This window comes from Nitrospirota bacterium (assembly GCA_020846775.1).
Classification (GTDB): Bacteria; Nitrospirota; 9FT-COMBO-42-15; order HDB-SIOI813; family HDB-SIOI813; genus RBG-16-43-11.
In genome coordinates this window covers 1-15,030 of sequence record JADLDG010000087.1, presented here as the reverse complement: position 1 = coordinate 15,030, position 15,030 = coordinate 1, and the positions used below count along the sequence as shown (strand labels likewise).

The 15,030-nt window shown below is 44.1% G+C and carries 14 protein-coding genes; 12 read left to right on the top strand and 2 right to left on the bottom strand.

Annotated elements, in window-relative coordinates; genetic code table 11:
• Positions 1-10: 10 nt before the first annotated feature.
• The 12 genes from IT392_10525 (at position 11) to IT392_10470 (ending at position 12,633) form a co-directional block, all read left to right on the top strand.
• Positions 11-922: a glycosyltransferase gene (locus tag IT392_10525; GenBank protein ID MCC6544913.1), complete on the top strand. Its 912-nt coding sequence runs from the start codon at positions 11-13 to the stop codon at positions 920-922.
• Positions 906-1,808, top strand: a complete 903-nt coding sequence (locus IT392_10520; protein MCC6544912.1) for a glycosyltransferase — start codon at positions 906-908, stop codon at positions 1,806-1,808. Before IT392_10525 ends, IT392_10520 begins: the two co-directional genes overlap by 17 nt.
• Positions 1,709-3,088, top strand: coding sequence for a glycosyltransferase (locus IT392_10515; protein ID MCC6544911.1), 1,380 nt, complete (start codon positions 1,709-1,711; stop codon positions 3,086-3,088). The genes IT392_10520 and IT392_10515 overlap by 100 nt, the downstream gene beginning before the upstream one ends.
• Positions 3,078-3,995: a glycosyltransferase family 2 protein gene (locus IT392_10510; protein ID MCC6544910.1), complete on the top strand. Its 918-nt coding sequence runs from the start codon at positions 3,078-3,080 to the stop codon at positions 3,993-3,995. The genes IT392_10515 and IT392_10510 overlap by 11 nt, the downstream gene beginning before the upstream one ends.
• 40 nt (positions 3,996-4,035) lie before the next feature.
• Complete coding sequence (locus IT392_10505) at positions 4,036-4,959, top strand: glycosyltransferase (protein MCC6544909.1); 924 nt, start codon at positions 4,036-4,038, stop codon at positions 4,957-4,959.
• 4 nt (positions 4,960-4,963) lie between these two features.
• The gene (locus IT392_10500) at positions 4,964-5,896 is read left to right on the top strand and encodes a GDP-L-fucose synthase (protein ID MCC6544908.1); all 933 of its coding nucleotides are present in this window, start codon (positions 4,964-4,966) and stop codon (positions 5,894-5,896) included.
• Between the two features lie 5 nt (positions 5,897-5,901).
• On the top strand, positions 5,902-6,900 hold the full coding sequence (locus tag IT392_10495; protein ID MCC6544907.1) for an SPASM domain-containing protein: 999 nt from the start codon (positions 5,902-5,904) through the stop codon (positions 6,898-6,900).
• Between the two features lie 21 nt (positions 6,901-6,921).
• A complete protein-coding gene (locus IT392_10490; protein MCC6544906.1) occupies positions 6,922-7,503 on the top strand; it encodes a winged helix-turn-helix transcriptional regulator in 582 nt (193 codons plus the stop codon).
• A gap of 374 nt (positions 7,504-7,877) precedes the next feature.
• Entirely contained in the window at positions 7,878-8,957 is a 1,080-nt protein-coding gene (locus IT392_10485) for a glucose-1-phosphate thymidylyltransferase (protein MCC6544905.1), read from the top strand.
• Positions 8,958-8,968: 11 nt separating this feature from the next.
• The gene (rfbB, locus tag IT392_10480) at positions 8,969-9,973 is read left to right on the top strand and encodes a dTDP-glucose 4,6-dehydratase (GenBank protein MCC6544904.1); all 1,005 of its coding nucleotides are present in this window, start codon (positions 8,969-8,971) and stop codon (positions 9,971-9,973) included.
• 91 nt (positions 9,974-10,064) lie between these two features.
• Entirely contained in the window at positions 10,065-10,730 is a 666-nt protein-coding gene (locus tag IT392_10475) for a class I SAM-dependent methyltransferase (protein ID MCC6544903.1), read from the top strand.
• Between the two features lie 7 nt (positions 10,731-10,737).
• Complete coding sequence (locus tag IT392_10470; GenBank protein ID MCC6544902.1) at positions 10,738-12,633, top strand: tetratricopeptide repeat protein; 1,896 nt, start codon at positions 10,738-10,740, stop codon at positions 12,631-12,633.
• Here the strand turns inward: IT392_10470 and IT392_10465 are convergent.
• Both IT392_10465 and IT392_10460 read right to left on the bottom strand, forming a co-directional pair.
• Positions 12,617-14,566 (bottom strand): hypothetical protein, encoded by a 1,950-nt coding sequence (locus tag IT392_10465; GenBank protein ID MCC6544901.1) that lies wholly within the window; start codon positions 14,564-14,566, stop codon positions 12,617-12,619. The two genes, IT392_10470 and IT392_10465, sit on opposite strands and share 17 nt — an antisense overlap.
• 10 nt (positions 14,567-14,576) lie before the next feature.
• Positions 14,577-15,030: DUF4416 family protein (locus IT392_10460; protein ID MCC6544900.1), on the bottom strand; the 454-nt coding region annotated here is incomplete at its 5' end.

The following is a 15,030-nucleotide window of genomic DNA, read 5'->3' as shown; positions in this document are numbered from 1 at the left end:
GTATTAGTTTATGCCAAAAGTAAGCGTCATCATTCCAACCTATAACAGGGAGAAATATATTGTTGAAACACTGGAGAGTGTTTTTGCACAGACCTTTACAGACTTCGAGGTGATCGTGATAGATGACGGATCTACGGATCATACGGCTGATATTCTGAAACCCTATCTTGGCCGGATCATCTATATGCAGAAGGAAAACGGCGGTCCTGGGAGTGCAAGGAACGTTGGGCTCAAGGTGGTGAAGGGGGAGTACATTGCATTCCTCGATTCGGACGATCTATGGTTGGCAAATAAACTTGATATTCAGGTGAAATTTATGGATCATCATCCGGAGGCGGGACTCGTTTTTACAGACTATGAGGTTTTTTGTGAAGATGAAACCGGGAAAGACATTGAAAGCCGTAAGGTACTGATACAGGGTGACGATTATTCCTTCAGAAGACTTTTTCAAAGGAACTTTATTCCAACATTGACTGTGATTATTCGTAAATCTTGTATAAATAATGTTGGTCTCTTTGACGAATCAAAGGAATTGATTGTAGGTGAGGATTACGAGCTGTGGCTTAGGATTGCTATGAGATACGGGATAGGACACATCCATGAGATTACGGCCAGATACCGGGAACACAGCAACAATATTGTTGGAGCCGGTCTTGAGAAAAACTATGCTATGCATCTGAGAGTCATTAACAAGATCCTGGCACGATACGGTGAAATCCCACATGAATTTAATATAAATATGAGCGAGTACTACAGGAACTTTTATTATTGCTCTGGAAGAAATCTATATCAGAATGGGAGTTATCAGCCTGCCGTGGGATATTTAAGAAGGGCGCTTTCTTATAAACTCATTGCCCCGAAGGTATTGATATTATATCTTATGAGTCGCTTAAGGTTAATAGGTCATGAGCAAACTGGTTAGTATTATAATCCCGACATATAATTATGCTCAATATGTAAGAGAGGCAGTTGATAGTGCTGTGGCTCAGACATACAGGCCGATTGAGATTATTGTGGTGGATGATGGCTCTACTGATAATACTCGTGAAGTACTTTCTGATTATATCGGGACAAATAAGATCAATTACATTTATCAGGATAACAAGGGCCTGGCTGGAGCCAGAAATACAGGAATCAGAGCTTCAAAGGGTGAATATGTCTGTTTTCTTGATTCTGATGACTTAATCAATGAGAAGAAATCAGAGGTGCAGGTAAAGCGTCTTGAAGAGAATCCTGAGTGTGGAGTGGCCTTTTCTGATTTCCGATATTTCAGAGACCATGACTTATCTAACTTAATTCCTGCCAATGTTAAATACTCCGGTGAATTAAGCTTTTCAAAAGTCATTCGTGGTGAATATATGGTAGTTCATGCCGCCCTCGTCAGAAGGGATGTGTTTGACCGGGTCGGTTATTTTGATGAATCTCTGAGAAAATGTGAAGACTATGATTTCTGGCTGCGTGTTGTAATGAATGGTATACGATTTTTATACATTGACCAGGTACAGGCCTATTACAGACTGCATGAGGGTCAGATGGTGGAGGATAAGACCGATCTGTTTAGAACCTATATTGAAGTGATAAACCGTTATAAGGAATATGACATGAAGGCCGCTGAAATCGCACTCGGAAAGTACGGGCTGTGGCTGGGGAGAATGTTGATCTACAGCGACCGGATGAAAGAAGGCCGGAAATGCCTTAAAGAATATATGTGGTATCGAAGAGAGAAGGTAGTCAGGATGATAACCTTGATAGTGATGTCCTATCTCTTTTCAGGGAAGACAATCAGGAAGATAACGGACCGGCAGTGATGTTCTTAACATCAATTAAGAATACAAAAAGTATCCTCGGCAGGATATCAAAGGCAATATTAGGCAATCATCATCCTTTTGTGAAAAGTTTACGCAGATTAAACGATCATTTGAATAAGAGACTTATATTATCAGCTAATGCCCCAGAAAATCTGATGACAGGTCAAAAGAATAGAATCGGTAATAAGACCGGCATCAACATAGCAGGTTATATTACTTCTGAGAGTGGGGTGGGTGAGGCTGTGCGCGCAAATATCCGGGCGATTGAATCTGTAAATATCCCCCATGCATTGATCAATGTCGAGAGTGCGACAAGTCAGAAAGACCGTACCTTTACTGAATTCAGCAGGACAAATCCCTACGACATCAATTTGATCCACATCAACGCCCATCAGATTCCGGCCTTCTATGCACAGAGAGGACCTGAATATTTTAAGGGAAAGTATAATATCGGTTATTGGGTATGGGAGTTGTCTGATTTTCCTGGTGAATGGTCGGCTTACTTTAATTGGTTTGATGAGATCTGGACGGCGAGTCATTTTTGTCTGGATTCGATATCAAAGGCATCTCCGGTACCTGTTGTGAGGATGCCTCATCCGGTTCAAGTTGGGAATAAATTTAATCTAAGGAGATCTGACATTGGGATAGATGATGGTTGTTATGCGTTCTTGTTTATGTTTGATTATCTGAGTTATGTTGAAAGAAAAAATCCGCTGGCGCTGATAGAGGCCTTCAAGATTGCCTTTAAAAACACTGAGGACGTCTTGTTGATATTAAAGTGTTCTAATCCTGCGAGCAATCCCGGGGCATTTCATGCAGTGCAGGAAGCGGCAAAAGGAATTAGAGTAAAATTCATAAATACATTCTTCTCCAGACAAGAAATAAATTCTCTGATCCAGCTGTGTGATTGCTATGTCTCGTTGCACAGGTCAGAGGGGTTTGGACTCCCTTTAGCGGAGGCCATGTACATGGGCAAGCCTGTAATTGCAACCGCCTATTCTGGGAACATGGACTTTATGACTGTCAATAATAGTTTCCTTGTTCGGTATCGTCTCGTGGAAATAAAAAAAGACATCGAATTGTACAGGGCCGGCTCTGTATGGGCAGACCCGGATGTTCGCCATGCAGCAGAATTAATGCGCTGCGTCTATGAAAATAGAAATGTGGGTTCCGGATTAGGTAAAACGGCATCTGAAGATATAAAGGCTGGTTTGAACCCCTATGTGATCGGTCAGATGATGGATAGACGAATAGGGTGTCTGAATAAATATGGCAGATAAATTGCCGTGGGTGGCGATCATTGTTTTAAACTGGAATGGGAAGGAGGATACCCTGGACTGTCTCTCCTCTTTGCAGAAGGTGGACTATCCATCGTTCAGCGTCTATGTGATTGACAACGGTTCAACAGATGGCTCTCTTGATCTCTTTAAAAAGGCATATCCCTCATCAGACAGTCTGAGATACATCGGCATCAATGAAAACAGGGGGTATGCCGGAGGGAATAATGCCGGTCTTAAGCTGGCCATGGATGATGGGATGGACTACATGATGATCCTGAACAATGATACTCTTGTAGAACCGGATTTTTTATCTGGCTTGATCCGAACGTCTGCGGAATATCCTGATGCCGGAATTATAGGTCCCAGGGTGCTATGTTATCCGAACAAACAGCTCCTCTATTCAGGAGGGGAGTATCACAGTCTCTGGTTTAACCGGAGGACTGTGAATATTGGAGAGGCAGACTTGAAGGATGCAGGCAGGCCGAAAAAAGTAGACTATGTCGTGGGTTGTGCAATGCTGGTTTCAAGGAAGTTTGTTGACAAAGTCGGTTTGTTGGATGAGACCTATTTTGCATACTTTGAAGAGATTGACTGGTGCTTCAGGGGGCGAAATGCCGGATTTGATGTGCTGTATGTGCCGGGCTCAGTGGTTTATCATAAAGGTGGGGCGAGTACCGGTGGTACATTCAGTCCCATAGCATCATATTACCGCACGAGGAACTGGATATATTTCATGCGCAAGCATGCGGCGTTCTATCACTGGATTACGTTTGTGCCGCTCTTTACCTATGTCTTTGTCCGGCGTTTTCTTAAGGCGGCTCTGAAATGGGATGTTCAGGTCATGAGGGCTTTATGTCAGGCTATTGTCTGGAATTTCAAAAAAAGTAAGGAGAGTTTAAGCAGGTGATGGAAAAAGAATATTGTACAACGACATTAGGGTAACTTATATGGCAATTCCGGAATATAGCATTGTGATCCCCAATCTGCACTCCCCAGGGATTGGCGATGTGTTGGATGCGCTTCGCCGCCAGGATGGGGTGGACCGCTCCGGCTATGAGATATTGGTCGTGGGGCGGGATAAGTACGGTCTGGTAAGAAGGCATGAGGCGGAGGACAAGCGGATCAGGTTTCTTGAGTCGGAGAGGGACCTGAACCCTGCGGAGGCACGAAACAGGGGGATTAAGGAGGCAAAGGGAAGCCTGATCTTCTTTATTGATGCAGACTGCATAGCCATGCCGCGGTGGATGGCTGCGCTGTTGGAAAGCTATAAGGAAGGAAACCCTGTGGTAGGCGGGCCGATCTGGTTTGAACGGGACCGGTTCTGGGTCCTCTGCGATAATGTTGCACATTTCCATGATCTCCTGCCGGATATAGGCAGGGGAGTGAACAGGCATTTTATGCTGGCTACGGCCAACATGCTTATTGAGAAGGCCATTTTGGAGAAGGTCGGGATGTTTGATGAGAGTTTTCCACGGGGACAGGATTTTGAATTGTCTATGAAGGTCAGGCATGCCGGATATCACCTGTTCTTTGAACCAGAGGCGTATATTCTTCACAGGCCGGTCAGGGATACACTGGAGGCAGTGTTGAGCCATTCGGCGGCGTGGGCGAGGCATTCAATCCGTATCAGGACGAAATACAGGGATACTCTGAAAACTCCGTGGATATTGTTTAGCCCCATGACACTGCGGTTATTTTCGCCATTTATCGCACTGGCTGTTATGTCTAAGATCTTTGTTAAACACCCATCTGTGCGTTGTTATTGGTACACAGCGCCTGTAGTGTTTCTAACCAAACTGGTCTGGTGCTGGGCCGCAGCAGCCGAAGTGGCGGCAGGTCGGCATAAGCAGGGAATAGAAAAGGAGAGGTGAAGACGTGGATAAGGACTCAAAGATATATGTTTCCGGCCACACCGGGCTTGTGGGGTCGGCAATAGTCAGGAGGCTTCAAACCGAAGGATACAGTAATCTGATTGTAAGGACTCACAGGGAACTTGATCTTTGCAAACAGTCTGATGTTGAACAATTCTTCAATCAGGAAAAACCGGAGTATGTATTCGTGGCTTCGGCCAAAGTAGGTGGTATCCTTGCAAACAGCACATATCCTGCGGATTTTATCTACAGCAATCTGGCGATTCAATTGGCTGTTATTCATAGTGCCTATCTATGCGGGGTTAAGAAGCTCTTATTTCTCGGGAGTTCCTGTATATACCCGAAGCATGCCCCCCAGCCTTTGAAAGAAGAGTATCTTTTAACAGGGGCCCTTGAGTCTACGAATGAAGCCTATGCCATCGCTAAGATTGCAGGTATCAAGATGTGTCAGGCTTACAATAGTCAGTATGGCACCAACTTTATCTCTGCAATGCCGACGAATCTATACGGCCCTGGTGATAACTTTGACCTTCAGAGCTCCCACGTACTGCCGGCACTTATAAGGAAATTTCATGAGGCAAAGATATCCGGTAAATTGGTAACTATATGGGGAACCGGGAAACCACGGCGTGAATTACTATTTGTAGATGATCTGGCGGATGCCTGTCAATTTCTGATGAATCACTATGATGGTACTGAGATCATTAATGTCGGTGTCGGAAAGGATATCAGCATACAGGAGCTTGCAGAGCTCACAGGGGAGGTTGTCGGGTATAAGGGGGCGATTGTTTATGATCAGGGCAAACCCGACGGGACGCTATTAAAACGCCTCGATGTAAGTCGTATCAACAGCCTGGGCTGGAAGGCATCCACGGAGCTGAGGGATGGGATCGCCAGGACATATCAGTGGTATCTGAAGACTTATAAAAATAATTAAGTAAATTGAATAAAACAGTTAAATTATCCCGCTTTTTCAGGATAGCCTGGCATTATAAGCGCGGGAATGCAAGGCTGCCGTATGCGCCTGTGCGGTTGTGGGTGGAGCCAACTTCTTTCTGCAATCTTAAGTGTCCTATGTGTACCAGCAAGGATATTCCTGAAGACAAGACAGGCTACATGGAGTGGAGTCTCTATAAAAAAATTATTGATGAGGCGAAGGACTTTGTATTTGACATAAATCTTTTTATTGGAGGCGAATCTCTTTTCCATAAGAGACTGCCGGACATGATCCGTTATGCGAAGGATAACGGAATTGGGACGCGGCTTTCTACAAATGCAACAGTGCTTACTAAGGATAAGACCAAGGCGCTGCTTGATGCAGGACTTGATTTCATCATCTTCTCATTTGATGGATATGAAAAAGAGGCCTATGAGAAGATCAGGGTTAATGCCAATTTTGAGAAGACCCTGGGAAATATAAAGGGTTTCCTTGAGGAGAAGAAGAGGCGTGGGAGCATCAAACCCTATGTTGTTTTTCAGGTTATTGAGGGATTGTCTGATGAGAGTAATGGGCGATTTGACGAGAAGCGAAGGTCATTTTTGAAGGGGCTTGAGGGATTGCCGATTGACAAGATATCCATTATAGAGCCGCACACCTTTGGAGGGAAGATCTCCCGAAAAGGAGACAGGAAGTTCCGTTCAGTAGGGCCTGAATATGTCCCCTGCACATTCCTCTGGTATTCCATGTCTGTCAGATGGGATGGGACGGTGGTACCATGCTGCGTTGATCTGTCCGGCGATATGCCGCTTGGTGATGTGCGAAAAGAAACCCTTCTTGAGATATGGAACGGGCGCGGGTTGACGGAGTTAAGAGAGAAGATAGCCTCAGGCAGGTATGCAGAGGTGCCCCTTTGCAAAGGGTGCGACATCCTGTGGAAAGAACAGTTGTTCGGGATACCTGTAAAGAGCCTGAGGGAACTGAGATATTTTCTGAAATTCTGAATCAGCATAAGGAACGACACCATGGACGATGAATCTCTGAAGACGTTGGAAATTCTCGAGGAATTATCCTCAAATGGGCATGTTACCCAGCGGGAGTTGAGCCGGAAGGTCGGCATAGCCCTTGGCCTTGCCAATTTCTTTATCAAAAGACTTGTACAGAAAGGGTATATAGAAGTCGTATATCTTGAGCGCAACCGGCTTGGATATCTCATAACCCCTCAGGGCATCGCGGAAAAATCGCGTCTTACATACAGCTACATACACAGGTCATACGGATATGTTCGCAAGGTACGGATCAGCATACGTGAGAGGCTTAAGGTATTATCGAGGGATGGTGTGCATGATGTGGTGATATATGGAGGGGGGGATATTGCTGAGGTTACCTATCTTGCTGTCCAGGAAGTTGGAATGAAACTTGTGAGTGTCGTAGATGGGTCCCGAGCTGGCAGACCTTTTCTTGGTTATACCATACAACCTATAAGTGTGCTGCCAGGTTTATCCTATGACAGGATAATCATTACAGAGCCTGTGATGGTGCAGGACATGGGTACACTGCTTCATGAATATGGGATTGATGAAGGGAAGCTGGTTAGGGTGGAGTAGATATCTATCTCTTATTCTTATGATATTTGTTTCTACGTTCAGATATTAATAGCCAGATGAGGCCAATAACTCCTGTTACAAGTAGGATGGATAATGCTATCTCAGTTGGTGTCATTGTCATTCTTACTTACCTCTAAAACTTGTCAGACACTATATTGCCGATTACTGCAATACCAAGCACAAGCTTAGTGATATCGTAACATAACTTGGATAGGTTGTCTATTTGCCTTCTGTTCATTTATTTGTAATAGTGAGCAATATCAGTGCCATAGAATGCATACGTTATAACACGTTGATAAACTTCAATCTCTTTGATAGTATACAGTGGTCATTTTACTCATCATGCACATGAAGTTGTGCAGAAAGGTACACATATGAAGGCGCTCATTACAAGCGGGGGCAAGGGAACGAGACTGAGACCTATCACACACACGAGCAATAAGCATCTTATACCTATTGCCAACAAGCCAATGATCCACTTTGCAATAGAGGCGGTGTTAGAGGCTGGTATTAAGGAGGTTGGGATTGTTTATAATCCTGACACCGGAGATGAGATCAAGAAGGCCCTTGGCAATGGTGAGCAGTGGGGTATGAAGTTTACTTACATACTGCAGGAGGCGCCACTTGGCCTGGCCCATGTTGTAAAGGTGTCGCAGGATTTTCTTGGTGATGATCCTTTTGTCTTCTACTTAGGCGATAATGTCGTAGTCGGAGGCATTAAGCGTTTTATAGATGACTTTAAACGGGAGGGTTCAAGCTGTCATCTTGTGCTATCCAGGGTCCATGACCCCGAGCGTTTTGGAGTGCCGGAGATTAAGGACGGCAAAATTGTGCGAGTAGAGGAGAAGCCATCTGATCCGAAGAGCCGATATGCAGTAACCGGCATATATATTTATGATTCCAGGATATTTGAGGCAGTTAACAATATTAAGCCGAGTGCAAGGGGGGAGCTTGAGATCTCCGATGCTCACGATTATCTTATAAACCACGGATACAAGGTCTGCTATTCTGAGATTACAGGGTGGTGGAAGGATACCGGAAAGCCGGAGGACCTTTTGGAGGCCAACCGTTTGACACTGGACAGGGTTATCGGTGATCATGGGTCATTGATAAACGGGAAGGTGGATGATACCTCTGACATTGCAGGAAAGGTGATAATAGGGCACGGAGCGCAGATAATAAGGAGCAGCATCAGAGGGCCTGTAATTATAGGTGAGAATACGGTTATTGAAGACAGCTACATCGGTCCGTTTACTTCAATCTACTACGGATGCCATATAAAGAACAGCGAGGTTGAGTACAGTATAATCCTTGAGAAGTGTAAGATAGTTGATGCGGATATAAGGATTGAGCGGAGTCTCCTTGGGCGGGAGGCCGAGATAATCAAGTGCAGGACAAAGCCGAGGACGCAGAAATTTATAATAGGTGATCAAAGTATCGTTGAGTTGATATAGGAGGTCCATAAATGAAATTACTTGTAACAGGCGGGGCTGGTTTTATAGGGAGCAACTTTATAAGGCACATTATCAAAAAGTATCCGCATTACCATGTTGTTAATCTTGATAAACTCACATATGCCGGAAACCTTGATAATCTTAAAGATGTTGAAGGTCATCCGAACTACACATTTGTAAAAGGCGACATATGTGATGCCAAAGTTGTATCGGGTGCAGTGGACGGAGTGGATGCAATTGTCAATTTTGCTGCAGAGACTCATGTTGACCGCTCTATTCTTGAGCCGGGCAGTTTTATTCAGACGGATGTGTACGGGACGTATGTATTGCTTGAGGCTGTCAAGGAAAATGGTATCAGCAGGTATATCCAGATTTCCACGGATGAGGTGTATGGGAGCATAGAGAACGGTTCTTTCACAGAGGAAAGCCAGCTTTCTCCGAGCAGTCCTTATTCTGCTTCAAAGGCAGGGTCTGACATGCTGGTGCATGCATACCGGACTACGTATCACCTGCCTGTAATTATAACACGGAGTTCCAATAACTTTGGTCCTTACCAGTATCCTGAAAAACTGATCCCGCTTTTTATTACTAATGCCCTTGAAGGTCAGCAGCTTCCTCTTTATGGCGATGGTATGAATGTGCGCGACTGGATATATGTGGAGGATAATTGTGAGGCGATTGATATTGTTCTTCATAAAGGGGTCGAGGGGGAGGTCTATAATATCGGCGGTGGAAACGAAAGGACGAATGTTGAAATAACAGATATCATCCTTAGAGAGACCGGAAAGCCTAAGTCATTTATCAAACATATTAAAGACAGGCTGGGGCATGATCGCCGTTATTCTATTGATTCATCAAAACTTTCTTCTCTCGGTTTTGCATCAAAAAATAGTTTTAATGACGCCATGAAGGCCACCGTAAAATGGTATACAGATAACGAGTGGTGGTGGAGGAAGATCAAGTCTGAAGAATTCAAGAAATATTACAGGAAGGCATACGGCGAGGTCGAGTGGTAAGCTTCCCTCTATAAGGTGGGGGAGCGGCGAGATTGGGGGACCCCGTCATGAATACAGGGAATCCCTGCTCCTCTGGCTTGTAAAAGAGAAATTGCAGGAGGGGAATTCCGTCCTGGATGCCGGATGCGGGAGTGGGAGTCTTCTTAAGAAACTATCCGGATATGGTTGTCATGTATACGGGATAGAGCATTCAAAAGAGTATGTTGATTTTCTTAATGGAAGGTCCGGCAGACCGCATCTCTTAAATGTTAAACAGATTAAATATGGAAGTGTAACGAGTATCCCCTTCCCCGATGAGATGTTTGATCTGGTTGTCTCCGGTGATGTATTAGAGCATGTTACGGATGATGATAAGGCCGTTCAGGAATTCTACCGGGTGTTAAAAAAGGGGGGGGTTTGTGCAGTATCTATCCCTGCAATGCCGTCACTATGGGATATTTCAGATGAATGGGCAGGTCATCTGAGGAGATATACAAGGGATGATATTGTCAGTTTGTTTGAAAAACAGGGCTTTGCAGTAGAGTATGTCAGGTTCTGGGGATTTCCACTTACATTCTTTTATCACAGGTTTATATATCTTCCGTATATAAAGAAGAAGATTCGGGGCAGCAGAAAGGCTGATACTGAAAGTCCTCCTGATGCGGGGAAACATAAGCTCACGACAGGAGTTCTAAGAATCATATTCAGAATGGACTCCTTCTTCAGATGGATACCCTACGGCATTGGTCTTACTTTGAAGGCGCGCAAATCAGGATAATAATAAAGTGAAATGGAAGATATTCCTCCTTATCGCTGTAATATCTACCGCTGTCTACGCAAACTCATTCCATAACTCCTTTCATTTTGATGACCAGCATTATATAGTAGAAAACCCCTACATACAGGACCTCAGTAATATCCCGTCCTTTTTTCTCTCGCCTCAGCATTCAAGTTTCGAGAAGGTTTTTACAAGTCACTACAGGCCCCTCCTTGTCACATCATATGCCGTAAATTATGCAATAGGCGGACTCAATCCAGCAGGCTATCACATAGTAAATCTGTTGTTCCATACAGGGTCGGCTTTTTTGCTGTATCTCATACTTCAGGCAGTGTTACTAAAAAACAGTCAACCTGAAATTGTTTCCGGGTCTCTTGTGAAGGAGTTCCCGAATCAACTTCGGGATGACAGGAATTCTTCATTTGTGCTTTCCATCGCTGCCGCGCTCGTATTCTCTGTCCATCCCTTTAATTCTGAAGTTGTTAACTACATCACAGCACGATCAAGCGTCATGTGTTCGTTTTTCTATCTCCTGTCATTCTATCTATGGATAAAGTTCCGGGCGGAATCCTTTGAACATAAGTCCGGCGGGATATCGAGGTTCTCATATTACATTGCCTCTATCCCTGCATTCATCCTTGCCATGCTGACCAAGGAGATCGCCATTACCCTTCCTGTAGTTTTATTTATATATGACTTCTATTTCAAAGAACGACTGACCGGCAGTAACATGCATAATTCTTCATTCTTCATCCGCCTTCATCCTGCCCGCTTCATTGCTTATTTGCCGCATATCTTCTTGATAATTATTCCCTATCTCATTTATCGCATATCAGTCTACGGATACATCGCCGGCAGCGGTTCACGAAGTTATCTTACAAACCTTATGGCTCAGCCAAAGGTGCTGCTGAAATACATCCAGCTCTTGTTTGTACCAGCGGGGCTTACTATTGAACATGACATAGGGATGTCCGGCTCTGTTTACGATGTTTGGGTGATATTATCATGGGTTTCCATACTGATAATATTATGTGCAGCGTATCTCTTGTTCAAGCGGGGGAATGAGTGGAAATTATTGTCATTCTTCATCCTCTGGTTTTTCATAACGCTCCTGCCGACTACTTTAATCCCGCTTAATGCTGTATTGCAGGAAAACAGGGGTTATATCGGCGGGATTGTTCTTGCCGTATTCGCGGGTGTATTGATAAGCCGGTTTAAGAGAAAAATATGGCTGCCTGCACTGACAGTCCTGATTATGGTGTTTTCAATTATAACTGTTCAACGAAATTTAGTTTGGAGTAATGACCTCTCCCTGTGGAACGACGCTGTTGGAAAGTCGCCGTTGTCTGCCAGGGCCCATGACAATCTGGGGCTTGCCTGGATGGGGATGAAAAAATATGACAGGGCGCTTGAAGAATTCGATAAAACGCTTAAGATAAATCCTCAATACTATCTTGCCTGGTATAATACAGGAGTAGCATATCAGTTTCAGGGTGATTTAGAGAAGGCAAAGCATGCGTATGAGGAGAGTCTCAGAATAAATCCTGTATATTTTCGTTCCTGGTACAATGTCGGGATTGTATACAAAAGACTTGGTGATCTGGACCTGTCTGTGAAAGCTTATGATAAAGCAATTGCATTGGATCCGCGTCATCCATTTGTATATAACAACCTTGGCGTTGCCCTGATTGAAAAAGGGGATTATAAGAGGGCGGAGGGTGTGTTGAAGACGGCTGTTTCAATTAATCCAGGCTATGAGAAGGCATACTATAATCTTGGTAATATATATTTCAGGGATAAGGATTATCCCAAGGCGGTCGAGGCGTACATGGCGGCTGTCAGAATAAGGCCTGATTATAAAGAGGCGAATGAGATGTTGAAAGAGGCTATTGAGAGGAAGTAGAGTTCATCTTATGCCAGACGATGAACATGGCAATAGTAAGGAACATTGCCAATGCGAGTTTTTGCAGGAGGGTGGTCTTTAATGTTATCGCTGCGATGGTGATAAAAGGCAAAAGCGCAAATCTGACTACCGGTTTCAAATATGGATGCCATTTAATAAATTCAGCTGCAGGCGGACTTAACCTGTAATATGTTTCTACAAACCATTTTCCAATTCTGTTGGTCAAGAGATATGAGTCTCTGAACTCACGAAGTAATACTACGTGTCTTTCAAATGGGCTCCCGTATGCCGCAGTGGCTATGAAGCATGACTCTCCAAGTCGCTGTCCAGCGACTAAAATTCTCTCAATATCAAGGAATCCGCCAATAAAATAAATATTGTAATTGCCTGGGAGGATGGAACTCCTGTCATCCTGCCATGCAATGTAGACGTGGCCGGTAGGGTCAACATTCATGATCGGGTTATATGAATTCCCGAAAGGTGGTACCCTGTCCAGCAGGTAATCATTCTCCTGCCAGCTGCCGGCTTTCCCCTTATCTACGGAGAAGTTAAAGAATATGTCCGAAGTCCCGAAGCGCTTATCAACCCAGACGACATAGACATTTCCGTATTGATCAGTCCTTACTTTAGGTACTGATGCCGGTGTAGTACCCTTTTCCACACTGTCTACCCTTATAGTTGACATCTGGTCAATAAATGACAATCCGTACGTCTCTGAACGATTCAAAAATATATTGTAAATATCCGATGTCCCTGAAACATTTTCATGATACAGATTACTTGCCCACACTATGTAAACATGTCCCTTGTCATTACACGTTATATCTACATCCTTTGCATTGATTTTTTTTACCGGAATATCTATGCGTTTGTCATTCTCAGCAAATGTGGCGCCATAATTTAATGATTGATTAAAATAAACGTCAAATAAACCGTCTGCCGCGTATTCAGTTCCCCTTACGACCCTCCCTCCATCATCAAGCCATGTTATATATACATGCCCGGCTTTATCATTACATATGGCCGGCATACTGTATCTAATCGAGCCCACCGGGGCCGTGTCAACCCTCGTTGACTTTGATTTCCATGCAGCTCCATTATTACGTGATACATTAAAGTATATACCTGGAAGGATTTTATCTTCAGGAATGATTCGCGAATCCCGCCATGCCGCATAAACAGTACCGCTCCTGTCTGAAGAAATAACAGGGTTTGTTGCGGGGAAGAGTCCTGCCTCCGCACCTGTGTTTATTCGTATTTCAGGCGTCTGATATGGTTCTATGAAGTCAACAGGGTTAGAGAACTGAATGTGAAGCGACCTGAAATATAGTTCGTAAATACCTCTCGCATTCCTGTCATCCTCCCATGCGATGAACACGTCACCATTCTGATTACATGCTATTTGAGGGTTTAGAGAGTCACCTGCAGCAGGATTATCCGAATCTATCCGGTAATCTGTAAATTGGTCCGGTGCATTCCATGTAAAACCGTAGTCTTTGGAATACCTGAAATATATGTCTCTTAACCCCGTGCCTGATTTGACCGCCCTGTCATCAGCCCATACTACGTAGACATGTCCAAAGTTGTCTGAACAGACCTGCGGCGTCATTGCATCGCCATCCTCGGGTGTATTCAAGGACTTAGGGAACCCTGTATTAATTGGTACAGAATTTCGAGACCATCCGGTTTCACCGAATTTAGTGTTTATATAAATTTTGCTGCGGCCGGTCCTGTTGTCACTCCAGACGACATAGACATGTCCGTTCTCATCAGAGCTCATATCTGGGGAAACGGCATTGTTAGGTGTATCTATCACCGGCAGGTCAATTCTTGTATCCCTCGAATCAAATTGAACTGCATAGGAGATATCTTCAGATGAAAAATAGGTGGAAAGTATTGATGTCAGTATTAATAAAAATAATAGTTTCTTCATGAAGATCCTTCTACTGCATGGTAACCTGCTGACTGTAAAACCTCTCCCTTGCCATATTAAACATTGCAATATAGTCATCGCTTCCGTAATCAGGATAAGTATGAGACATTGAATTAAAGGTCTTATCACGATAAATAAGTGTCACCTCTGCATATATCCCCTTGCCGATGTAAATCCTGTGAGCATAATCCTTGGCTGATGCAAGGACAACTTTAGCCAGGGTTAAATAACCAGGGTCTATATTTATCGGCCTCTCAGGCAGATTTGCCGTGTCCATGCCTGAACCCTTTTCCATCTCATTCGTGATGTGTTTAATATCAGCGAGCTGGTCAGGGGTGATGGGGCGTTCATAAAATAAAAATGTCCTCTTCAGGTCAGTGCCCATCTCTTTTTCATAATAGGTTGAATTGGACCATGTCCAGACAGGACTTTCCATATCAATCGGGCCCAAAGCTGACGATAGC